Source organism: Flavobacterium sp. ST-158 (assembly GCF_058309975.1).
Window position 1 is genome coordinate 1 of sequence record NZ_JBZEEN010000019.1, and the last position, 25,447, is coordinate 25,447.

Sequence of the window (25,447 nt, forward strand, 5' to 3'; positions counted from 1 at the left end):
GCTCTGCCTAATGACTTCCAAAAACTCTCTCCGTTAATATCTACATACTTCAACGGGTTATTTACACAATACCCATATCTATTATAGTTTTGGGTATTACTAGGATCTTGCACATAATTATCCGGTTGTAAAAAACGGTGCAATTTAGCATCGTACAAACGCCCGTTCATGTGTATGAGTCCTACACTTTGTAAATGCTCGTGACCGGTGTAACCTCTATCCAATAAAGTAAGACCGTTTAAAATATTCCCCGCACCGTCCTGCACTTTTATAATAGCTCCCCAGGCATCAAAAAGGCGCTTTTCCACAACTGCGCCTGTGGCATCTGTTATTGCCAGAATAGAGCCTTGATAATCACGATGTAAATATAAATAATTTTGGGTCGTTCCATCGCTTTTTAACACTATAGGAGCGGTGTAGCCATCGCCGCCTATGTAGGTTACAAACTCTACCTCTCCTGTCGTGATATTATGCTTAATCTCCATACTGCCATCGGCACTATAATATTTACGGTATTGGCGGGTTTCTTTAAGCCCTGTTCCACCATAAAACATCGTGCTACGGCTATTGTTATCATTATAGGTAAAGCTTATTTTGTCTTTACCTACTTCCTCAATTTGATACGGACTCTTAAAAGCGTTATAGCTTATATTTTGGGTTGGATAGCTTTGATAATGGCTTAGTGCTTCCGTCGTAAGTGTTACCGAGGTGTTTTGATACGCCTTGTTTGTATTGGTATAATTATAGGTCCCCAACTCGTTTTGGGTAATTCTACCTCTGTCGTCATAGCTTTGTGTTAAGGTTATTGGTTTGCTAACCAAAACATTGTCTATAATAAAAACATTATTTGCTGTGCTGGCTGCTTTTTCAATTTTTAAATTTAGCTTCGTATATTGGGTAGGGGTATATGTAAATGTAATGGCTTCTAACCCTGATGTTGTTCCTGGAAGTTGTTTTTTTAAATTCCATGAAGCGGTAACTCCACTATCAGGATCTTGCTCCTGTATATAGACATTAAAAACATCAGAATTGTACAATCGTTGAAGATCAAAACTAAATGTTAGTGTTTCACCCAGAGTTGTTGTCGCTATTCCTGTTTTCTTTACTGTAGCACCTGCAGCAGTAGCCTGTATAAGTAGTGCACCACCCATAGTATTTGCTGTGGCTCCTCCTTCGGCTGTGTAGCCTTCGGTATCATTATAGGTGCTAAACGAGTTGCTGTTTAGCACTTCCTTTGTATCAATAGTAGTCAATCGGTCATGAGTGTCATACTCAAAATTTTCCTGAGCATTCCCAAAAAGGCTGTTTTTACGCCAATTGAGATTACCACTTTGAACATCAAAATTAGTACTCAACTCCATGATAATAGGTGAAACTAAAATATTTTTAGTATTAGTTAAATAACCGTAAGCATCATAGTTATTAACAATAGTAATTCCGTTACCCATAGTTGCCCCGCTAAGTTGCCCTCGTGCGTTTACACCATTGGTTTGCCACAATACCTGAGAAGTAGCCGTATCAATCATTTGCCAGGGTTGTCCGTTTTTATAGGTATGTTGCACGGTTTTAGAACTCGATTTGCCAGCTGCACTGGCTATCGAGGTTTCGGTATTCACTCTACCAAAAGCATCATACGTCAATTGTTTGGTAAAAGTGGCATAAGGTGTTGTTTCTACAGAACTCGCCAGTCTTTTACTACTGTCATACGTATAGGCTGTGGTGGTGGTTGCATTATTTTCTAAAACATCAACAAAAGTAGTGGACGTTAGTAATTTGCTGGTGCTGTCATAAGCATAAGTCGTTGCACTATTGGTATTCGTTCCTACAATTGTTTTATTTGTCAATTTCCCTACTGCATTTAGCGTGTAGGTTGTCGTACCATTGGGCGTGTTTTCTGTTAAAGCTTCTCCCAAATCATTATAAGTATAGTTGTATTCGCCCGCAGAAGGGTCAATGAGTTTGGTTTTTCTGCCCCAACCGTTTTGCTCAATTAATGTTTCAACACCATCATAATTGGATGATTTCAGGTTCCCATTGGCAAAATAAGTATAAGTAATCGTTCCTCCGGGAGTATCGGTCAGAGTAACCACATTGCCTATTGCATTTTTAGTCGAAGTTTTAGTCAAGGTTCCGTCGTTTACCGTTGTGGTCAATCCTGAATAACTGATGGTGGTTGTTTTACCAGTAAAGCTGCTATTTTGAGTAGGTCTTCCGTAAACATCATACTGGGTTTCGTTCCACTGTGAAGGACTCGTTCCAGAATACGGTTCGCTTGTCTTATAATTTCTATCATAAATATCATAGAGATACGAAACACTGGAAACATTTCCATTCAAGTCTTTTACGCTAGCCGTTATTTTACGTCCTAAATCATCATAGACTTCTTCACCATAACTGCCGTCATCTCCGGTTACGGTAATTTTAGTTTTCTCGGTAACTCGAGTATAGGCATAATTATTACTTTTTCCCAAATAATCGGTAGTTTTGGTTTTCTTGAACCAGGAATCATATAAATAGGATGTGGTTAATCCATATGGATTAGTTTCAGAGTTTAACACACCGTTGGCTGTATTATAACTGTAAGTGGTAGCCAAACTTTCAACATCGATACTTTTGGTTAAAAATCGACCTGAAGAATCATATTCATAATTCGTTTCTCTGGGATTGAAATCGATACCTGATATTGTTTTTTTTGTAATATTACCAAAGGAATCATAAACATTATCTTCCGTAATAAAATTGGTATTATGTCCTTTCTTTTTTACCTGAGTTAATAAACCGCCAGAGTTGTAAGCGTATTGCTCTTCCGAAGTCATCGTATCTCCTGATGCTGTTACACTTTGGGTTTTATTAACTGGTCTGCCCACTACATAAGGCGAACTCGTAGGGGTAGCATAATCTATGGTAGTTGTGGTTGTTTGTTCGATATTGCCTCCATTTTTTAGATAAGTGGTAGAACTAAGCGGATTATTATTAGCATCATAAGTAATTGCAGTTGTCTCGCTACTGGTACCATCCAGCCCATTGTATTGTTGGGAATTAGTCTGTTGAAGATTAAAAACTTTAGTAGGACTTAAAGAACTGCTATAAGTAGAAGTAGTTTTACTGATAAAATTACTTGGAACCGGAATATCTTCAGCCCTGTAATACCCTAAAGCCGTAAAACGCTCTGTATTAGCACCACGGAGATTAGGATCAAATTTAGAGACCGTTGAAATAACAGGATGATTATCATCATACCAATTAGTATTGGCAGTGGCTTTAAAACCTAAAAAGCCAAGCCCTTCAACATTTGTAACCCCATCAGAATAGGAATACAATTGTTTTTTATAATCGGTAGCAGATTGTTTTTCTAACATCGAAACCACCTGCATGCTGGAAGCCGATTCGATATTGGAATTTGGATAGGTTTCAGATAAAGAACTGTTGTAAATGGCACTGGATGGTCCTGTATTAATATCAAAATCCGAATTCAAAGGTTTGTAAGTGATGGACTCCGTTACCCCATTACCGGTTGTAATAGATTTTAGTAATTGATCCTTAGTGTTATCCTTATTAGAATTAAAATAGAAAATTTTATTATTACTTAAAAAAGCTATTTCGAGAGTTGGATTATAAGGTTTGTCTTTGGTTGTAATCCCTTTTCCTGTTGGGAGGTAAATAGGGAGTGCATTAAGATAAATATCAGAATTAGTAGGACTGATCGCTGTAACTGAGCTAGAGCTACTAAAAGTTCCATTACTGTTTTTATAGGATGTGATTGTTAAAGTTCCTGATCCAGAATTTCGGTAGCTTTTGGTTAAAATTAAATCTGATTTTCTGTCTTTATCATAATCTGAAGCGATATAATTATAGGTATTTGTCGAGTTATTTTGCAAATATGAAATTCCCGTGTAGGTTTGTGTCGCTTTTATGAAAGCTGTACCAGTTGAAGTGTACTTATACCAGGTTGTTGAACCATATCCATTAGGTATTATAAAATCGGTTTTTCCATCTCCATTGTAATCTCCCAACAAAATGGTTTTAGTAGTAGCAACAGAGATATTAGTATCGGTATAATTCCACAACAAAACCAATTGATTGGCATCATTTAGAGTGTAATTAGTTACCTTACCATTTTCGAAAACCATAAAATCCGATTTTCCATCCCCATTAATATCAGCTACTTCAACTTTCGAAGAAGCCGTTATTACAGCTGATAATTCTCCAGAATAGGTTAAGTAATTAGTAGTATTATCTCTTTTTAAATCTACAAAATAGACTTTTTTAGAGCTACAGCTATTATCAATAGCTATCACATCGGTCAATCCATCCCCATTAAAATCTCCAGAGATTATATTTTTGGGTATTATTTTATTAGGATAACAACTATTTCCAGAGGATTGAAGAGGAAAGTTTACTGTTCGATCATATTGATAATAGATAGGGGATACTGTGCCTGCACAATACACAGTAAAAGTATAATTAGTATCTGTTTTTTTAACAACTGTCCATCCCTGTTTGGGCATTAAGTGATTGTTCCAACTTAACCATGTGGTTGGAAAAATAGTCTCAAAGGCACCTACAGCGTGTTCGTAACCTATGTTTGTATAATTACCCGAACCAATACCAGAGAACAACCAGTACTTGGCTTTACTGCTCGTTCCTGTAGTAGGATACAATATAAACTCCATGTTTTCATCGCCATCAAAATCTCCGGAAACAGTTCCTGCATTTAATGACGTAATATTTCCAACACTTAAACTAGTCGTAATATCTGCATACGAAATAGGTTCAGCGGTATTTTCATAACTAAAAACAGTAGGATTATAGCTTTTAGTATTATCACCAGATTTTTCAGTTATGCTGGTTAAACGTTGATACCCTACAGAATTTGTATCATATGCTAATTGATAATTTCTAAAACCAATGGAATTTCCGCTAACAGTTATAGTACTTAAAATTTTGTCTTGTAAAATCTTTTGCCCACCTACATAAAATTCTTCAGGACGAGTGGCTGTACTATAATTAAACTGTATTTTGTTAATAGGAGTTGCTGCCCCTATTGTCCCATAATTAATAGTTGCAATACTCAAACTGTTATTGACACTATTATAAGTATAACTAATCCTTACTCCCTGTGGATTTTCCCAATAGGTAATGGAATATTCCATTATACTTCTGGAATCCGTAGAATTACCGTAATATGCTTTTGAGCCATCAGGATACTCTACTAAAAAATAAGAAGGTCCATAAGCTGCTCCGCTAGGATGTACTCCATAAGAAGTAATTTTTACATTCGAAAAACCTTCGGTTTCATAGACCGTACCACTCGCTCCATAAGTTCCTGTTTTAACTATTAATCGTTGTCCATCAAAGGCAAAACGATCTAAATTATCAAAATCTACTCCGTCAATCATACCATCATGAAACTTTGTCGCAGGTATTCGTGTAATCTTTGAAACTCCAGTAATATTCCAACCATAACCTGCTATTCCATTACCTCCCTGACTATTGTAAGCCAAACTTATTTGAGGAACCACTCCGTTAATTCCTGGAGGAACCATAATAGGAATGCTGTAAGCAGCTGCTCCGGAAAGGGAAACCGATAATTGTCCTTCTGTAACTCCAACCTCTGAAGAATTCCCTGTAGGAGCAGTAGTTGTTAAAGTCTGCATGGATTGAACAGACTGCATTTCAGATGTTGCTGCAAATTCGGTTGTAGCACTTCGAGTTTTTTGAATAGAATTATCTGTTCGGGTTATTGGAATTAAACCTTCCACCGGAGTGCCTCCTATTTCTTTTTCTTGCGCAGAAATGAAAAAAGAAAATCCCAAAAAAAGCAATAGGTTAAAGTAAAATTGTTTCATAAATGTAAAATTTATTTTTTAATAATTTTAATCGATTTTTGTTCACCATTTTTATACAACAATACCACCGCATACATTCCTGTTGGATAAGACTGAAAAGCAATGTTTTGATTGTTTTTACTCTCCAGGTTGGAGAAAGACTGAAGTACACGACCATTTAAATCATAAAGCTGTATAGCCGTAACCGAATTCCCTTCAATTAGTTCCCATTTAAGGTACAATTCTTCCTTTACAGGATTCGGATAATAGGAAATGACATCTTCGGGGGAAAATTTTTGTAAATCTTCGTCTTCCAATGCGGTGATTTCTTTTGTCTTTTCATCAACCATTTTTGATGTTGAACAATTGACACATAATAAGCGCTGGATTTGATTACCAGCAGCATCATAAGAAAAAGTAATGCGATCAGCTGTTTGTGCTTGACATATATATCCGCACATTAAAATTAGAAAAGTAAAAATTTTATTCATTTGGATAGATTTAAAGTGTTCTTTAAATATTTTTATGTTCCTCTATTAGCTGCTAAACAGGCACTTATAAGAACCCAACAAACATAGTAGGAAAAATCATTAAAGCAGGGCGGTTTTGTATCCAAAACAGGGTCGTTTTGTACTATTTTTATGAGGATATTAAAAACTAAAACAAAAAAGCAGTAGTAAACCAAAGCTTACTACTGCTAAAAAATTGTGTTTCGCATAAAGGCTATTAAACACATCAAAATTAAATTTCTATATTCTTAATGGCTCTAATTTTGATAGCTTTTGAGAAATATCAAATTATGCAACAGGAAAAGATTTTTTTTTTAAGTTGGACTAAAATTAATTTTTAATATCCTACCAAAATACTGAATAAAGAGCAACTAATACTCCTGTTATAATCAAACTACCTGCTAAAAATCCATTATTGACTTTAAACATGGTCGTATCTACTTCAAGACCTTTGACTTTAACTTGTCTTTTAGCATCATATAAACTAATTACAATCATCAATAAAACACAAATCACGAAAACAAATCCCATCCTGTCCAAAAACGGAATTTCATACAGCATCGCTTTATCAGATTGTTCTACTAATGTAGCAAATCCAATTGTATTTAAAAATTCCAAATCAACAAATTGTGGCAGGAACTTAAATATAACAGATAATATAAACCCTCCAATTGTTGCAAACATAGCAGCATTAGAACTTGTTTTTTTCCAAAAGAAGCCTAATATAAACATGGCAAAAATTCCTGGACTTACAAATCCAGTATATTCTTGTATGAATTCAAAACCTCCCTTTTTGTCGATTCCTAAGAAAGGAGCAATTAACACCGCTAAAAGCATCGAAATTAAAACCGTCATTTTACCCACTTGTACCATCTTCTTTTCAGTAGCATCAGGCTGAATTTTTTTCTTAAAAATATCAAGTGTAAAAATGGTAGAGATACTATTTACTTTTCCGGCTAATGAAGCCACTACTGCTGCAGTTAGGGCTGCAAAAGACAAACCTTTTAGTCCTGTTGGCAATAAGTTCAACAAAACCGGATAGGCTCTGTCAGGATTTAAAACTCCATCAGATCCCAGCATTTCAGTTTGCAAACCACCTTTCATGTGAATGATAAAAGCAGCAATACCGGGTAAAACCACAATTACAGGCATCAGTAATTTTAAGAAAGCAGCAAATAGGATTCCGCCTCGTGCTGTATTTAAATCGGCTCCTAAAGCTCTTTGCGTAATGTATTGATTACATCCCCAATAATTAAGGTTTACTATCCACATCCCTCCAAGCAATACTGTTAGACCTGGTAAAGAAGGAAAATTAGCATTATCCTTTTTGAAAATCATATGAAAATGATCTCCCGATTGATTCATCATGTAGTTAAAACCATCTACAATTCCATGTTGACCATTTAAATCAGCAACCTTATCTAACGCTAAATAAGTAGTTACTAATCCTCCAAATATTAAAAAAACTACCTGAATTACATCGGTGTACCCAATTACTTTCATTCCGCCCAGCGCAATGATAATGGCAAAAATAGCCAAAGCATACATACATAAATCCACATTGATTCCTGAAATTCCATTGATGGCTAATGCACCTAAATAAAGTATAGAGGTTAAGTTTACTATCACATAAAGCAATAACCAGAAAACCGCCATAATCATAGCCACATTTTCATTATACCGCTCACTTAAAAATTGAGGCATGGTATAAATCTTGTTTTTTAAATAAACAGGAATAAAAAAGACCGCAACGATAATTAGGGTTAAGGCCGCCATCCATTCATAAGTTGCAATTGCTAACCCCATTTTGAAACCGTTTCCGGACATGGCTATAAACTGTTCCGAAGAAATATTGGAAGCAATTAAGGAAGTTCCAATTGCCCACCATGTTAAAGAGCCCTCAGCTAAAAAATAATCGTGAGAAGCAGATATACTCGCTTGTTTCTTTTTTCTATGAATATAATATCCATATCCCGCAACCAGGAAAAAATAAAATAAGAAAACCAGGTAATCATATAATTGTAATGAATTCATGTTGTTTGGTATTTATTTGTTAATAGTTAAAAATTGTTTTTAATATTGTAACAATCCTGTTCAAAAAATTAAAAATTAATTCTCGTCAACCCAAAAAGAATAATTTATAAAGTATTTTAAAAAATCTTCTCAGAATTTTTAAAAATAAATTTAAACAGGATTTTAATTATCTTAATTGTTAGTTATTGGAATGTATTTAAAATTTTTAAATTTTACAGATCCTTCTCCCATAGAACAAAGTCCTATACGTACTCCCAGAAAACCGCCAAAGGCATTGTGATGAAAACCTGAAATTTCTAAGGAATTCTCAATTTTGATCCATTCGGTACCATTCAGACTATAATATAAATCGACATTGTTATTGATGTTCTTCATCCGTAAAAATACATGTCCATTTAACACATTACTTTGTGTTTGAAACTGCCATCCATGTATGTTCACTATTAAATTCTTAGTATCGGCCAGAAAACCGGAATTTGCCGATTTATTATAAAAAAGACTAAAACCTCCTGTAGCATTCCCTTCGATAAACATTTCTACTTCGGCAGTATAGGAATGATCCGTTGGTGTGTAAAGCAATGGAGAACAACTAGCCATTGAATCACCTTTTGCTTTTATTGTTATACTGTTATCGGCTATTTTAAATCTGTTGGCATCGTATTCATCATAAAAACGCCAAAGAGGATTTAATTTATTACCCTCAAAATTATCTTCAAATGAATTCTTTTTTGTAGTAACCTTTAAACCGGGCATTTTTATGGGCTTGGTTTCAGAAACTCCTTCCGGTATTTTGTACCAACCCTCTTTTGTCCACTCTAAAGGCAAGAGCACAATTTGACGACCTAAATTATAAAACCCTTTTTCATAAGCATGAAATAGCATCCACCAATTTCCTTTAGCATCTTCAAATGGCGTTCCATGTCCTTTAGACAACCATCTTTCATTACTGTCTTTTGTTCTGACAATAGGATTATAAGGAGAGTTTTCCCAAGGCCCTAAAGGCGATTTGGAACGAGCCGAAATAATCATGTGTCCTGTAGCCGGACCTGCGGTTCCACCCTGCGCAACCGTTAGATAGTAATAATCCCCTCTCTTCATCAATTTAGGCCCTTCCAGACAAAAACACTCAATAGACCATTCCTTAGGGATTGGCCAGCCGCTGTAAGCATGTTTCATTTCGCCTGTAACCGAAAGACCATCATCAGATAATGGAACATAGCCTCCATTTGGGAAATACAAATAACGTTTTCCATTTTCATCAACAACGTGCCCCGGATCGATATTACTTATTTTTAAATCCACTGGATCACTCCACGGTCCAGCCATAGCATCCGCTACAACGACATAAATCCTATAATTCGCAGGGAAATAGATATAATATTTATTATTACACTTTATCATATCCGGAGCCCATACCGAACCTATATTTTTATTCAGCGCATGTGTTAATGGCTTCCAGTTTATTAGGTCTTTTGAATGCCAAATCAATAAACCCGGGTAATATTCAAATGAGGAATGTACCATATAATAATCCTCACCATCTCTTAAAATACTTGGATCAGGATAATCTCCTCCAAAAATTGGATTAGTAAAATAACCTGTCCCTTTTTTGTTGGGAGTGGTTTGATATTGTGCATTTACTAGAAATGTCGTCTGGAAAAACAATATGATGAGTAAAATTCTTTTTTTGTACATTTTTACGGAAATTAATAAACGTGGTTTAATCTTTATAACTTACTTTTTTTTGCGTTACGTCCAATCTGTTTTTTGCCTCCTTAGCACCCTGCAACATTGCTTTAATAACACCTTTATCTAAAACTTCGCCTGAGTTACGGTTGAATAAATTATTAGGAGTATCCCAGTAATAAGGAATAATCCCATTATTAAGGCAGGATTTCACCACATATTTATTAAAATATTCCACTGATTTATAATTGAGTTCCTGATTTGCTTGATCATCAATTTTTCGGCGATAGGCTCCAAACTCACCAAGTATTACAGGTATTCCTTTGTCAACATACTTTGTTTTCAAATTACCAAAAAGTTTGTCGATGAACTGTTCTTCCCCCCAGGTTGAATTATGTTCTAAATCTGTTTTGGAATGATTGTCTTTACCCCAATAGTAAAATGGTTTACCCCAGTCGGCCTCTTTTGACATCAAACAAAACTGAAAAGGGGAATAAAAGTGTACCTCAACCATCAAACGATCTTTTATCTTATCTTTAGGCAAGGTGTTCATCAGCTTAAGTGTTTTCTCTACGTCGGTTTCAGGCCCCTGAACAATCAGTGTTCGGGAAGCATTATTCCCCCCAGTTGCACGAACAGCATCAATAAAAGTCTGATAATAAGACAATAATATTTTTACTTCTTTCTCCTCTTTAGCATTAGGTTCGTTAGCTCCTGCAAAAAGCAAATGTTCATCGTACTTTTTAAAATAGTTCGCTATTTGTGTCCAATATATTTTTTGTCTTTTGTTGACTTCAATCCGGTTTTTCACATTAATTCTATTTTCAAGCCAGCCTTTATCCCAGTGCATATTTAAGATTACATAAAGATCGTCTTTGACACAATAATCAACCACTTCTTTTACACGAGCTATCCATTGAGGGTCAATAGTACTTGAAATAGTATCCGAATGGCAAAACCAGGCTGTTGGTATTCTTATAGTATTGAACCCGGCTGCTTTAATAGAATCAATCAATTTTTGCGAGGTTTTACCTCCTCCCCAAGCATCCTCACTACAAATAGCTTCAAAAGTATTTCCTAAATTCACCCCTACATGCATTCGTTTCGCTAATTCTGGAGCTGTAGGCAATTGAGCAAAAGTATTTAAGCTCATAAAAAGCCCTATAACAAAAACGAATGCTTTAATCTTTTTTATCATTTTTTATTTCTAATGGTTATTAATAGGTTTTATTATTCTTTCCAAACCAATACTCCTGCCGGCTTGAGTGTTTTCTCTCCAACAATGATTTTAGCTGTTTCAGGAATATTTATTTTGTAGTCATCCGATGAATAGTTTACAGCAAAATTAAATCCGTCACGCCAGTAAACGTAAACTCCTTCCGGATAGTCTTCTGTAGTGGCTCCTGCATTTGTATAAATATTTCTCAAAATATCTTTCTCCAATTTTGAGTCCTCTGTATCCACACCAATATAGGTTACAGAACCCTTACCTATTTTATTTCTTACAACTGCAGCTTTACCTTTATAAAACTCACTATCATAAGTGGCAAGTACTTCCGTCCCTTTGTCAGCGCTAAGTAAATCAGCCCAGTTATTCCATTTGTAATTTGCAGTACCCATCGAAACGGCCCCGTTTTTATAAGCCGAAAGCATGTCGGTTGTCTCAACATGTGCACCTATAAGATCCGATAATGGTGCTGCCCATTCTCCTTCCCAGATATGTCCGTCACGATTTCTTGTTGCGGTACGACAAGTTAAAATTAAATGCCCTCCATTAGCTACATAGTCATTCCATTTTTTAACCAAAGCGGCATCAGCCAAATCATAAGCGGGAACAATCAAAAATTTATATTTAGAAAAATCAGTCTCTTCCGAAATCACTTCAGTTGGAGCCCCTAAAGACTTGGTTAATTCCAAAAACTTAACCGGATAGTTCCAAGCATCCCACTGATAAGTTAATTTTTGTCTGTCAATAACCCAATAATTCTCTAAATTCCAAAGAATAGCTGTTGTTTTTGAAGCGAGTTTTTCAGGTAGTTTTGAGTTTGGTTTATATTCCTTGCGAAGTAATTTTACTTCTTTCATAAATTGAACGTACTCTTTACCTCCCGGAGAAAGTGTTACTCCATCTGGCTTCATGATACCGGCATGATATTGCTCTGAACTATAATTGATTTGGCGAAACCTGTAAGAGCATGCCAATTTACCACCAGCCGCAAAAGTGTGATATAACCACATGCGTACAGTTCCTGGCAACAGTAAAGGATTATAACTTCCCCAATTAACAGGTCCCGGTTGAATTTCCATAACTCCGGAAACCCCTCCGACTGATTTATAATATTCGGCAGCAAAAAGAATTGCTTTGCTGTCCCCTAACCTAAAACCTTGTTCGCCAATATTATTACTTCCACCATTAGGATAAGCTGTGTAAGCTGCAAAATCCAGTTTTTTGGTTCTTCTTGGATCAGCACCAGTACAAATTGCGGTATAATTTGTGGTTATGTATTGATTATCTAAAATATGTTCTCGTAAAATTCCAGCCTGAAAATCAAGACAATCCGCCTGACAATCTGCCGAATAACGTTTAAAATCAAGTAAAGCATGAGGATTATTACCCCACCAACCAACTAAAGTCGTATTTGGTATTACTACCTCATCAAAATTAGTAAACCATTGACTCCAAAAAGCAGTTCCCCATGCAAGATTCAAGGCATCAATAGTTTGATATTTATTTTTCAGCCACTTTCTGAATGCTTCTTGAGAATCCGGGCTATAATCAGCAATAGCAGGTGGTTCATTATCAATTTGCCAGCCAACCACATTTTTATTTTGTCCATAACGCTGAGCTAGTTGGGTAACAATTCTCCCTACAAACATTCGGTATTTAAGATTGACAGAAGAGTTTAAACCCCGGGTACCATTTTCGGCACGAATATAATGACCATCCATAATAAAAGTCTCTGGATAGTTTATACGCATCCATGCCGGCGTTGTTGCCGAAGGCGTACACATTACTATTTTCAAATTATTTTTGACACAAATAGCAATCACCTTATCCAGCCATGCAAAATCAAATTTCCCTTCAACAGGTTCCATTTTATACCAAGCAAATTCGGCGAGATGTACAAATTCATATCCCATTTCGGCTATATCCTTAATATCACGCTCCCATTGGTTTTCATTCCAATGTTCAGGGTAATAATAAATCCCTGTTGTTATCAGATCTTTTTCAGGAAAAAATTTATTGGCATTTTGGGATTTTACGGACATCCCCGTAATCATTAGAAGAAACAATAAAATTTGAGTGCTTTTTTTCATTTTTTTATTTTATCAATTAATTTTATCAAAAACAAGAATATTTATTAGCTACAACTTGTGTTTTAAGAGTCTATTAATGCAATATTGAGCGTTTGACAATGATGATTCGGACAAAACATTTTTAAATACGAAAACACAACAAAGAATCATCACAAACTAATTTGCTAAACCTAGCATACAAAAGTATCTGTTTCCTTGATTTTGTTTGATACTCCTATGTATCCAATAAGGTATCTATTTCGTGCTTTTGCTACTATTTTTAAAGTTTTACAGGAAATTCACAAGTAATTTTACATAGTACAAATTAAATAGTGCTTTTAATTTCCTTTTTCTTTTTTTCGAGTAAGTTGCCTAAAAAAGCACTTTTTAATTACGAAAAGGTGCTTAACAACAGCATTTTTTGAATGAAGTATGATAAATTAAGTACGAATTTACTATTACATAATTAACTTAATCTTTAATAAATTTAAGTTTTTTGTCTTCTACAACTATAATATAACATCCGGAAGAAAGACCATTAATATTTATTTCTTCTTGTATGTCTTTATTCAATTGACCAGACATTACTACTTTTCCTGACAAGTCAATAATTCTAAAATTATTTTTTGTTGAATATTTAGTTCCAGTAATTAGTACTTTGAGAGTATTCGAAGAAGGATTTGGGAAAATTTTCACAGCTGTTGCTGGTGTTGTTGTAGGTGTTATTGTTGGTATAATTTCAGTTATTTCCATTGGATTAGAGATTATACGGTTTTCATTATCGGCGTTTATCTTAACCAAAACCTTATAAGTTCCTATCTTAGTTATAGTAAGTTCTTTTTCTGTACCCCCATTTTCTGCTGCTACTGCTACCCCATCAAAATACCATTGGTATCCATATCCAGCCGATGCTGTTAACTTTCCATTTTCATAAACAATCGTTGGTTTAGCTGCAGTAAGCATTTCTTTGACCTCTTTGGCTATTTCAGCTGCGCCAGAAGTATTTGGATGTACCTTATCAGATTGAAACCATTCTGTGTGACCTTCAAAAGCGCTATGCAGGTCTATCAACCCCAAGCCTTTTTGAAGAGCCAATTCCTTTATTTTGATATTAACCTGGTCTATATTTGAATTATAAATACCCCAATCCGAATTTTCCCCCGGAACAATTAAAAACACCCAGATATCAGGTTTAGTAGAAAGATTTTGAAATGATTCAACCATTGCTGTATAATCATTTTTAAAATTAGTTTTGCCCAACCAATTCCATAACCAGTCTTTAGAATCGTTTGTCCCTAAACCAATAACCACAGCGTCCGGATTATAATTTAAAGCAGCGGTGTATGCCCAAGAATCCCAGTACGAATACCCTCCAGCTTTCAACATGGTGCGACCGCTATCTCCATAATTTCCAATTTCCCAATTCGTTGTTCCCAACAATGCCTGCATCTGACTTGGATAACTATCTGTTGAAGGATTAGACAATCCATATCCAAAAGTAATACTATCTCCTGCAGAAGCTACTTTTTTCTTTTGTCCCAAAACCTGAACAGAAACTAAAATAACCAAAGTCAATCCAATTACTTTTAGAAAATGATATTCCCGATTATTAATTAATTGCATTTTCATTTTATCTTTACTAAACTGTTTTTATTTTAAATTCATTTTAACTTCTTTCTGATTTCGAAAAAGTACTACTTCAACTTTCATACCGATAAGTGATTTGTGTACTTCAATTAAATCACTTACTGTATTTATCTGTTTATTGTTAAATGCAAGAATCACATCATTAGTTTGTAAAAACTTAGCTGCCTCAGAAGATTTTGCTACCTCCAATACCAATACACCACGGATAGCATCCATTCCCGTTGCCGACTGTTCACCTAAAGTAGCGAGATTCTTCACTTTGGCTCCCATAAAATCAACAATTTCCACTACATTTTCCTTATCGGATGCATTGATTTCCGGTAAAGGAACTTTCTTTGCTATCACTTTTAATCTTGGTGAAATTACCCCAAAATTGTCCATTGGAAAATTTTTAAAGCCTACTGAAAAAGCTATCGAGCCTTCTTTTAAACGAAAATCTCCTTCTTGTGGATTCACAAAATCAAATCCTCCATATACTGAATATTGATCAGTTCCTCTGGCTTGTGCCTCTTTTAGGGATGCTAAATCAGGTAATACATTATAATCTGTTTCTTTACCCCAAACTGCAATATGTATGGGTTGATATGGAGTCATAACAATATTATGTTTAAACACATCATTACAGTTTTTAAACCATACATGCGGATGAAAAGTGTTATTTATAAGAATGTTATTTTCAACTACCCTATTCACTCCTTCTCGAAGTTTTATGCCTCCATTCAGGCATAGATTATTTTTGATGATATAATTACTGGAACCATCGTCCAAATCGATATCCCAACCGTGATCGCAACGCATGCGGTTATTTTGGATAATAATTGGTTTAACCACATCGGCCAAAGCCAAATCATAATTATTCTCGACAATCGAATCCATTAGCTTTTTGTCAAAATGCCAATATCTGTCACGTCCCCAGGAATTAAACGAACCATGATCCCCTGTTTCTTTTACCGTATTGAATATATCGTTGTACTCAATGATATGACCACCCCAAGTCCCTTCATTTACATTAACAGCTGCACGAGGAATATCATAAATAGTATTATGGCTCACGGTTATATCCTGACACATAGAAAGTTGTACCCCGGCAGATTGTTTTTCTACAGTTCCTAAATCAAACATCAAATTATCGTAAACTTTACATTCGGCTGGATAATTATTTGTTTTTGGACCAGGGGTACGATCCATTTGATTCAATGGTACATACTGGTAGTACTGAAAACTTGGAGAACGCACTGCATTGGGATCGCCCACAAAGCAAAATGCACTAGCCCCTATTTCTGACATCAAACATCCGGAAACTTCACAATTTCGATTATAGTTATTAAAAAAGATTGCATTACTTCCTAGGTTTGTTAACGTACAATTTTTAACCGAACAATTTACAGCACCATCAAAAAACAGTGCTCCTCCTCGGTAAATAGTCCAATCGCTTCGCAACAATGGTTCCTTATTTTCCATAAAGGTGCGCAGGGTTTGCGTAAGTGTAATCCCCTCAATTGAAATGTTTTTTACTGGATTGGTTTCCGATCCCCTAAATTCAAACAAATGGGCTATTTGGGGTATTTCAAACTTTGCCTTTTTTATATTCACCTCTTTTGGTGGATAGTAATACAATATTTTTGTTTTCTTGTCATAAAACCACTCGTTCACCGTATCCAGTTCTTCGAAAACATTTTCTACAAATCGGTATTCATTATGCATCCCCATCTGACGGTTGTTTTGCCAACCTCCTTCAAGAGTTAATTCTCCATTTTTATCTTTCCCCGTAATAAGATAATGATAATCACCCCACTTTGAAGAATGTAACGCATGCACATAACCACCTGTAGGTGACTTCCACAAACTGGCTCTTTCTTTTGATACGGCATCAGCTGCAAATCCCCCATAATATTGAGCCTTTGGATCATAATTCGGATAACGAGCCATTCGTTGCAACTGCCCATTCACAATAAGTTCATCAAATTTTAGATCTTTATTTACCGCTGCTTGCCAAATACCGTTTTTGTACGGTTTCCATTTTAAACTCAAAGCTACACTTCCACTGATGGTCACTTTTTGATTATCGAAATTTTTAATGGTTAATTTTTCATTTTCCTTTCGTGTATCTTCTGCTGTAAACACGATAGGTTTATCTAAATAAAAAGTGCCTTGCATCAGATATATATTCACATTTCCAGATATATAGCGTGCTTCTTTTACTGCTTTACTTATTGAAGAAAATGGTTTGGTTTGTGTACCTTTATTTGCGTCACTTCCTTTTGGAGCAACATAAAAATTGGTTTGCGCAAATAAGGCTGTTGAACATAAAAAACCTACTATTACAATTAATTTTTGAGTTTTATTCATCTTATTCTATATATATATCTTTAAAAAATTCAAACGTTTACTAACTTGTTTAATCCACTCACGAGCCATCAATTCATGACCAAATACAGTGGGATGCACACCGTCCCAAATCCAATAATCAATGGGAGCTAGTTGTTGTGCTTTTTCAAAAACCTTTGGATAATCAATCAAAACGGCATCAAAATCGTCTGCAATGCGTTTTACAATCTCAGCACGTTCCACAGTTAAGGGATGCCATTTATCATATAAATCTTTGCGCCAGCCGGAAGCAAAAAAGAAAGGCAATCCCAGTACAATCAAAAGATTGGGGTTTTGCTCCCTGCAGGAAGTAAGCAACTTACGGTAAGTATTCTCAAAAGCTTTTGCATCCAATGGATTTTCCCTACTATCCACTATGGCATTCACATCGTTAATACCGACCAATATACTCAATACATCCGGTTTTAAATCCAAAGTATCTACTTGCCATCTTTTTTCTAAATCACTAAGAGTATTACCTCCTATACCTCGATTTATAAATTGAAAACCATACTGAGGAAAATCGGCTCCAATCCTACTGGAAACCGCAAAACAATAACCATGTCCCATAATATGGTTTGGATCATCATTTCGTCCTCTATTGCCATCAGTAATAGAATCGCCCTGGAATAAAAAACGTAGTTTTTCTTTTTCCGGTTTTTGAACTATTGATTTTGTATTTGAACAAGCGGCGGATAATCCTGTTACAGCAACACCGGCAACCGACATGAGTTTAACAAAATCCCTGCGTGAAGATTTCTTTGTTGTCATACTACTTAAAAAATATGTTGAACAAAAAGATATAAATTATTAGCCCACTCGGTATCATCATGAGCATTGTCATCCACATGCCAAATATGTGGTATCTCCTGTTCTTTCAAATACTGGTGTACCCGCTGACTGACATAGAACAGTCCGTCCTTATTGCCACAGGCGAGCCATAACAATTTAAGTTTCTTTTTTGCAGCTACCAAATCAGGCAAAAGTTTAGTCTCCGAAAGTCCTCCAAATTCATTGGTATTCGGAGCTGATGACATTCCTCCAACATAGGCAAAGGTATTGATATGGGAAAGTCCTATATTCAGCGTTTGTCCACCTCCCATAGACAAACCGGCAAGTGCACGATGCTTAGAATCAGTATAAACCGAATAATGAGATTCAATATATGGGATGATATCTTTCAATAAGTCGTTTTCAAAGGATACACCATAGCCTTTAAACCCGGATTTTCGCTCTTCCTGTTCATCTGGTTTCGGATTTTCCACAGTTACATTTGTATTCCCATTAGGAAAAACCATAATCACTGGTTTGATTTTTCCATCTGCAATCAGGTTGTCTATGATATTGTCGGCATGAACCCAGTATGGCCATTGACCGACACCGGAATTGAGTCCGTGTAGCAAATAAATCACAGGATATTTTTTACCAGCAGAATAACCCGGAGGAGTATAAACCATCATTTCACGGCGAATACCTAGTGTTTTTGAATCATATTGAACAGTCGTAATTGTACCGTGAGGAACATCGCGTTTATCTCTGAATCCTGTTGACGGATTATTAAAAGCTGGTTTGTCATCAGCTTGCAATTCAATTTTACTCACTTCCTTTTTGTTGGCTGAACTTGGTAAAAAATTGTTTGCTTCTAACCATTTACGGCAGGCTTCAGTCCATTTAGATTCGGTTCTGTTTGAGCGCCATAATTCCAATCCCAGTCCATATCCATGTCCACCTTGTTGGTATAAATGCAGTTCACATGGAATATGATGTTCTTTCATTGCCAGAGCGTATTCAATACTGTTTTCTACCGGAACGGTACCATCATCCATTGAATGTATCATAAATGTAGGAGGTGTTTGGGCTGTAACTTGCAAAGCATTCGAAAAATGTTTTATTAATTCCTCTGACGGATGTTTTCCCAGTAAGTTTTCACGAGATCCAGCATGAGTTATTGTTGAATCCATAGAGATTACCGGATAAATTAATAACGAAAAATCCGGACGGGCACTGGTAGTGTCAATCGGGCTGTACACTTTTTCATTAAAATGTGTTGAAACAGTGGAAGCTAAATGACCTCCCGCCGAAAATCCCATGATTCCGATTTTGTGCGGATCAATTCCCCATTCCTTTGCATTACGACGAGCCATACGAATTGCTTCTTGCCCGTCCTGTAGCGGCGCTATGGATTTGTTTTTCATGATGGCATCATCCGGCAAACGATAATGCAATACAACAGCGGTGATTCCTAAACCATTCAGCCATTTAGCCACTTCCGTTCCTTCGCCTACATAAGACAAACCATAATATCCACCTCCTGGGCATACTACTACTGCAGTACCTGTATTTTTTTCAGCTGGCGCAGGATATACCTGAATGGTTGGTTTTGAAACATATCTTATCTTAATCCAACTAACAGAGTCTACTACTTGTTTATAATCGGCTTTCGGAATTGCTCCTGGAACTTTTCCGTTCCATAAATCGACAACCTTACTTTGACTAAAAGCACCGGTAGTTACTAATATAATAACACTCGTTAACAAGAATAATTTATTACTAAAATTCATATATTTATTTATAAATTACATTATTTTCTACTTGAAGATCTTCTTAACAAATCACTTCTTCAACAACAAACCATTCATTTCAAGCCATTTGTAGCAAGCTTCAGTCCAGGTTGATTCAGTATTTTTCGATTTTCCCATACCATAACCGTGTCCTCCTGTTTGGTAAATATGAAGTTCACAAGGAATATTAGATTTATGCATAGCTAATGCATAGTTTATACTATTTTGAACCGGAACAGCCTCATCATCCAAAGAATGAACCATAAAAGCTGGTGGCGTTTCGCTATTTACCTGCAACTCGTTAGAAAAATATTTTAACTGTTCATCCGATGGTGTACCTCCAAGCAAATTCCAACGCGATCCGGCATGGGTAATACTTTTCTCCATCGAAATAACTGGATAAATCAACAATGAAAAATCGGGTTTGGCACTGGTTAATTCATCCGATTCATACACTTTCTCATTGTAATGAGTAGAAAGAGTCGATGCCAGATGTCCACCCGCAGAAAATCCCATAATTCCAATTTTTTGTGGATTGATGCCCCATTCTTTTGCATTACGACGAACCATACGAATTGCTTCTTGTCCGTCCTGTAGCGGAGCTATAGATTTGTTTTTCATAATGGCATCGTCAGGTAAACGGTATTTCAGCACAAAAGCGGTCACGCCAATACTATTCAACCATTTAGCAACCTGTTCGCCTTCATGCTTAATGGCTAGTCCCCAATAAGCTCCACCCGGACAAATAATGACTGCTGTACCGGTTGCCGTTGCCTCGGGGGCAGGATAAAAATAGAGACTTGGAGTAACGATGGAAAACTTATCGACAAAGCCTGCAGTGGTATCGACCACCTGTTTAAATTTGTCGTTGTGGATTGCGCCAGGTATGTTACCATCCCAAATGTAAATCACTTTGTTTTGTGCTGAAAGACTCCCGATTGTGCCTACCAAACATACAAATGCCACCACTAATCTTTTAAAGTATAACTTTCTCATTTTGTTTTATAATATTTTTCAATGATATACCAGGCTTTTTTCTTTTCTCCTTTTTCAGACAATAATCCTTTTCTGTTATATCCTTTTTGATAAACAGGATGCATTCTTCCTAAGGATTTATAGTCAAATAAAATCCATGGACAAACACCGCTTAAATTAGGAATTGTTTTAAACATTTCTATTTGATTTTTATAAATCTGTTCCTGGTATTCCTCTGTCCAATGCGCCGCTTCATCTACAGGTCCTTTACTCCCAAATAAAGCCTCTCCTCCGAATTCTGAAATAAAAACGGGTTTATCAGGAAAAACAATATCCCATTTTACGTCTGATGGTTTACCTTGCCAAGGGTCATACCAACCAATATATTCATTGATGGCAATCAAATCAGAATATTTATAAAGTGGATCGGCTACTTTAAAGGCATTGTTCTGATAGGACTGAGAGTTCATCACGTGAGTAATCAAACGAGTGGAATCTAATGCTCTACATTTTAAAGTAAGTTCCTGAAGTACGGCATCACGACCTGGCATTCCCGAATGAGTTTCATTGGAAAGACTCCAAACAATCACCGAAGCTCGGTTTCTATCCCTGCGAATCATTTCTTTAAGCATGGTTTCCATTTTTCCCGGAACTTCGCTATTAGTAAAATCAATATGCTGATAAATAGGAAGTTCGTCCCACACCATTAAGCCCATTTTTTCGGCTTGCTTGACCATATTTTCACTGTGCGGATAATGTGCTAAGCGAACCAAATTACAACCCAATTCTTTGGCAGCATTGAGTAATAACAGAGCATCTTCAACCGAATGAGCCCTGGTGCCTTTAAGCGGATTTTCTTCATGAATGTTTACCGCCTTTAAAAATAATGGCTTTTTATTCAGTAAAATTTTACTTCCTACAACTTCGATAGTTCTAAAACCAATCGTATCGGTTACAGCATCAGTTTCACTTTCTATAATAACTTTATAAAGTTTAGGATTTTCAGGTGACCAAAGTTTAAATTTTGAATAAAAATCAACTTTAGCCAATCCTTTTTCATCGGTTTTGGTTTTGTAATTAATTTTTAATTCAGGAATACTAACTTTAATGTTTTGTTGCTTTTTCTCTCCGTTCAATTGAACCCATCCCAAAACTTCGCTGATACTGCCTTTTTTTAACTGAACCAAATAATCTTCGATATAAGTATTGCTAGTTTCTATTAAATCAACATCACGAGTAATACCTCCAAAATTGAACCAATCATAACCGTATCCCGGGAGTCCATTGCCCAGACGCTGATTATTCACTTTAACAATAAGTGAATTATTTCCCGCTTTAACTTTATCGGTGATTTCAAATTGAAACGGAGTAAAACCGCCTTCATGACTTCCAATTTTTTCGCCGTTCAAATATACCTCTGCCATATAATTGACCGCTCCAAAATGAAGAAACAATCTTTTCCCTTGCTGAATAGTATAGTTGAATGCTTTTTTATACCAAACCACACTTTCATAATAAGTCAGTTCTTTTATTTGAGAATTAAAATCTCCGGGAACTTTTAATATGGGACCGCCATCAAAAGCATATTCTATAAAATCGGTCTTTTTTTGAGGTTTTCTTTCTTGCCAAACCTGACGCCAATTTCCCCCTCCTGCCGGATCGATAATGATGTTCCAATCACCATTTAGACTTGTTGCTTTTCTGGATTGAGAATTAATCATTGCTGTTTGGGCATGAGCCCAATTAGCTAAAAAAACCAGAGATAAAACAATTAAGAACTTAACTTGCGATATCCTTTTTTGTGGGTGATTCATTTTAATACTATTAATTATTTAACTTTAAACTAAATAGGAAATATTTAAAATAATTATGACTATCCGTTTGTACCAATTAAATGATTAGCGGACAGTCATATAAAACATTCTGTTTAGGGGAGCTAAAATTAGCTTTAATAAAAAGAAAAAAAGGTTCGAAATGTATTCTATACTGGATGTAAATGTGTTATTTTGCTTTTTAGTGTTAAAAAAACCTTCCTACAAGTACAATACAAAGTGTTTGGCCCTCTCGAATTTCACTTGAGGGGAATTTTTCTAAAAAATATCATTTATCGATTGAAGACTTTGGTGACGTTTAGCAAATTATCTTTTCAAAGCAAAATGTCCTTTAACAACCGTTCCATTTTCCAGTTGAATATGATACCAATAATCATCGGCAGGTAGCGGATTACCATGTAAAGTTCCATCCCATCCTTGCTTTAAAGGGCTAATCTCAATAATCAACTTCCCATAACGATTAAATATTAAAATTTTAGTTTTTGAATTGAAATTAGAATCAAGTCCTTTAATATTCCAATAGTCATTGAAACCATCCCCATTAGGAGTGAAAAATTTTGGGGCCCCAAAAATAGCCACTTGTCTTTCAGTAATACCACAGCCATTCAAATCTTTTACATATATTGTATAGATACCAGGTTTAACATTGTGGAACAAATTTGAAGTTTGATATACTACTCCATCAATACTGTAAATATAATTTTCTTTTTCAGATACTATTATTTCGATAGATTTCTCGTCTAATAAATCTTCTACTTTTACATTCTTAATTTCTGCTATCTTTGATGCTATTACCTCCACGGTCCGTGTTTTGGAACAACCAAGACTATTGCTTAGCTCCACAGTATAAACACCTTTTTCACTAACGTATAATTCATATTTGTCTGCATCAGGAATTAACACACCATCCTTTTTCCACTGAAAAGTATAATCACTTAGGGATGTACCATCAGGCAATCCAGCATCAATTGTTTTACCAGCGATTTCATTGACACATAATACTTCTTGGGAATATAAATCAATTTCAGGTACTTGAGCAACAACATTCAAACTAATTTGTGCAACAATATAACAACCATTTGCATTAGATACTCTAACATAGACAACATCATTATTTACAACTTGGTTTGTGTAAGCACTAAAATTATTTATAGAATTAGTATTGTTTTGAGCATCTTGGAGTGTTTGGAAATAAGTGAAAGTTTCATTTTGAAAATCACTCGATATTTCACTATTTACATCTGTCAAATTGAAGGTACTAAACCCGTTCAAATCGTCATCACATTGATTAAGTGAAACCATCGGATTAATTACAGGTTTAGTCATAACTAAAATATTTTTACTAACTGAAATTGTTTCATTAAGTTTAGTAACGGTAGCCGTTACTTCATATTCCATATTCGCATTCGCATAAATATGTGTACCCACTATACTGTTTTGAACAGCTGATCCATCACCAAAATCCCAAATAACATCTTTTACAATTTGCGCTGTTTCGACAGTAAAGGTACTTGTTTCTCCTTCACAATTATTTTCTACTTTTATATCAGTTGAGAAAATAGATTGATTAAAATTAGGCAATCCCAATTCAGATGTTCTCCCATCTAAATCAATAACTTTTTCTCTTATGGAACAACCTGAACCTAGCATGTTAGGATTGTCTATTACACCTATTTTATTACTTTTTACTGTTGCAAAGTAAATTTTACCATCCGGTCCTAATTGCAAGGCTCCTACATAATTATTTAACAGAAATTTGGTTGCTGAATTTGCTACATCAGTTACAGTTAAATCAAATTGAATAATGCTTTTGGGATACCTATCTGACCAAATCATATCATATGGCATTTCTTCACTAGAACAATACAATATTTTACTATTTGACGAAAACTCTACGCCATAAACATTTTCAAGACAAAGTGTTTTTAAGTTAGAAACAACACCATTTGTATTATCAAAATCAAACAACTCAAGAACCCCAGGTCTAACATTCCAAGCATCATGAGCCACTGCTATTTTTTTTCCATCAGGAGAAATTTTCATATATCCAGCAGATGTTATTGTATTAGCTGCTACAGTGCCTATATTACTCGTCACCGCTGTCTCACTTAATCCTGTATCTGTTAATGAATAAGAATAAAAAGTACTACCTTTTTCCGGGGGTATATAATAGTCAGTTATATTACCCGCAAAACCATGGGTAACAATCCAATAATCAATATTATTTGACTTTTTAACAACACTGATTTTTTCACAAGAAGGAGTAAAAACCAATATGTTTTTAGATGCCGTAACTGCTCCAGAACCACCATCAAGATCCATATCTATTATTGAGTACCGAAAACCTTTAATACTAAGTGGATAAAGAAGTTGCTTATCTATAGTAAACACATAATATAAATTTAGACTCCCTGGTTTTTGTACAATTACAGATGATTGCGTAGCTGAGTCATCCCCCATCAATCCATAGCCATTTACCATTACTTGGTGTTTTTTGTTGTACACTGTAACCCCGTCTGTATAAAAAAGTAATTCTCCTGCTGCATTAGAAATGCTAGCACAGCCTTCCATAGAGCTTAGTTGACCATTTGTTAAAGCTACTGGACTACCACTATTAAAATCTAATCCTGCATTTTGGATATGCAAACAAAAACTGGAGAAAAAGTTAAGCTACATTTTTGTAATTAATTTGATTGTTAAATTCTTCAATA

The 25,447-nt window shown here is 35.5% G+C and carries 13 protein-coding genes; all 13 read right to left on the bottom strand.

Going from position 1 to position 25,447, the window contains the following annotated elements:
- Positions 1-5,849 (bottom strand): RHS repeat-associated core domain-containing protein (locus tag AC4FRF_RS17245; RefSeq protein WP_491161500.1); only part of this gene is annotated, 5,849 nt, incomplete at its 3' end.
- 11 nt (positions 5,850-5,860) lie between these two features.
- Positions 5,861-6,319 carry a T9SS type A sorting domain-containing protein gene (locus AC4FRF_RS17250; protein WP_491161502.1) on the bottom strand — a complete coding sequence of 153 codons (459 nt, stop codon included), beginning with the start codon at positions 6,317-6,319 and terminating at the stop codon, positions 5,861-5,863.
- A 363-nt stretch (positions 6,320-6,682) separates the two neighbouring features.
- Complete coding sequence (locus tag AC4FRF_RS17255) at positions 6,683-8,371, bottom strand: sodium:solute symporter family transporter (RefSeq protein WP_491161504.1); 1,689 nt, start codon at positions 8,369-8,371, stop codon at positions 6,683-6,685.
- A 171-nt stretch (positions 8,372-8,542) separates the two neighbouring features.
- Positions 8,543-10,066, bottom strand: a complete 1,524-nt coding sequence (locus tag AC4FRF_RS17260) for a family 43 glycosylhydrolase (RefSeq protein ID WP_491161506.1) — start codon at positions 10,064-10,066, stop codon at positions 8,543-8,545.
- 25 nt (positions 10,067-10,091) lie between these two features.
- A complete protein-coding gene (locus AC4FRF_RS17265) occupies positions 10,092-11,255 on the bottom strand; it encodes a glycoside hydrolase family 5 protein (protein WP_491161508.1) in 1,164 nt (387 codons plus the stop codon).
- A gap of 32 nt (positions 11,256-11,287) precedes the next feature.
- Positions 11,288-13,375, bottom strand: coding sequence for a beta-galactosidase (locus AC4FRF_RS17270; protein ID WP_491161509.1), 2,088 nt, complete (start codon positions 13,373-13,375; stop codon positions 11,288-11,290).
- Between the two features lie 450 nt (positions 13,376-13,825).
- A complete protein-coding gene (locus tag AC4FRF_RS17275) occupies positions 13,826-14,977 on the bottom strand; it encodes a GDSL-type esterase/lipase family protein (protein ID WP_491161510.1) in 1,152 nt (383 codons plus the stop codon).
- Between the two features lie 27 nt (positions 14,978-15,004).
- Positions 15,005-17,350: a right-handed parallel beta-helix repeat-containing protein gene (locus AC4FRF_RS17280; RefSeq protein ID WP_491161512.1), complete on the bottom strand. Its 2,346-nt coding sequence runs from the start codon at positions 17,348-17,350 to the stop codon at positions 15,005-15,007.
- 6 nt (positions 17,351-17,356) lie between these two features.
- A complete protein-coding gene (locus AC4FRF_RS17285) occupies positions 17,357-18,139 on the bottom strand; it encodes an SGNH/GDSL hydrolase family protein (RefSeq protein ID WP_491161513.1) in 783 nt (260 codons plus the stop codon).
- 5 nt (positions 18,140-18,144) lie between these two features.
- On the bottom strand, positions 18,145-19,929 hold the full coding sequence (locus tag AC4FRF_RS17290; protein ID WP_491161515.1) for an alpha/beta hydrolase-fold protein: 1,785 nt from the start codon (positions 19,927-19,929) through the stop codon (positions 18,145-18,147).
- Positions 19,930-19,980: 51 nt separating this feature from the next.
- Entirely contained in the window at positions 19,981-20,925 is a 945-nt protein-coding gene (locus AC4FRF_RS17295; RefSeq protein WP_491161517.1) for an alpha/beta hydrolase, read from the bottom strand.
- Positions 20,922-22,718 carry a glycoside hydrolase family 2 protein gene (locus tag AC4FRF_RS17300; protein ID WP_491161519.1) on the bottom strand — a complete coding sequence of 599 codons (1,797 nt, stop codon included), beginning with the start codon at positions 22,716-22,718 and terminating at the stop codon, positions 20,922-20,924. The genes AC4FRF_RS17295 and AC4FRF_RS17300 overlap by 4 nt, the downstream gene beginning before the upstream one ends.
- Positions 22,719-23,042: 324 nt before the next feature.
- Positions 23,043-25,382: a T9SS type B sorting domain-containing protein gene (locus tag AC4FRF_RS17305; protein ID WP_491161521.1), complete on the bottom strand. Its 2,340-nt coding sequence runs from the start codon at positions 25,380-25,382 to the stop codon at positions 23,043-23,045.
- Positions 25,383-25,447 lie beyond the last annotated feature (65 nt).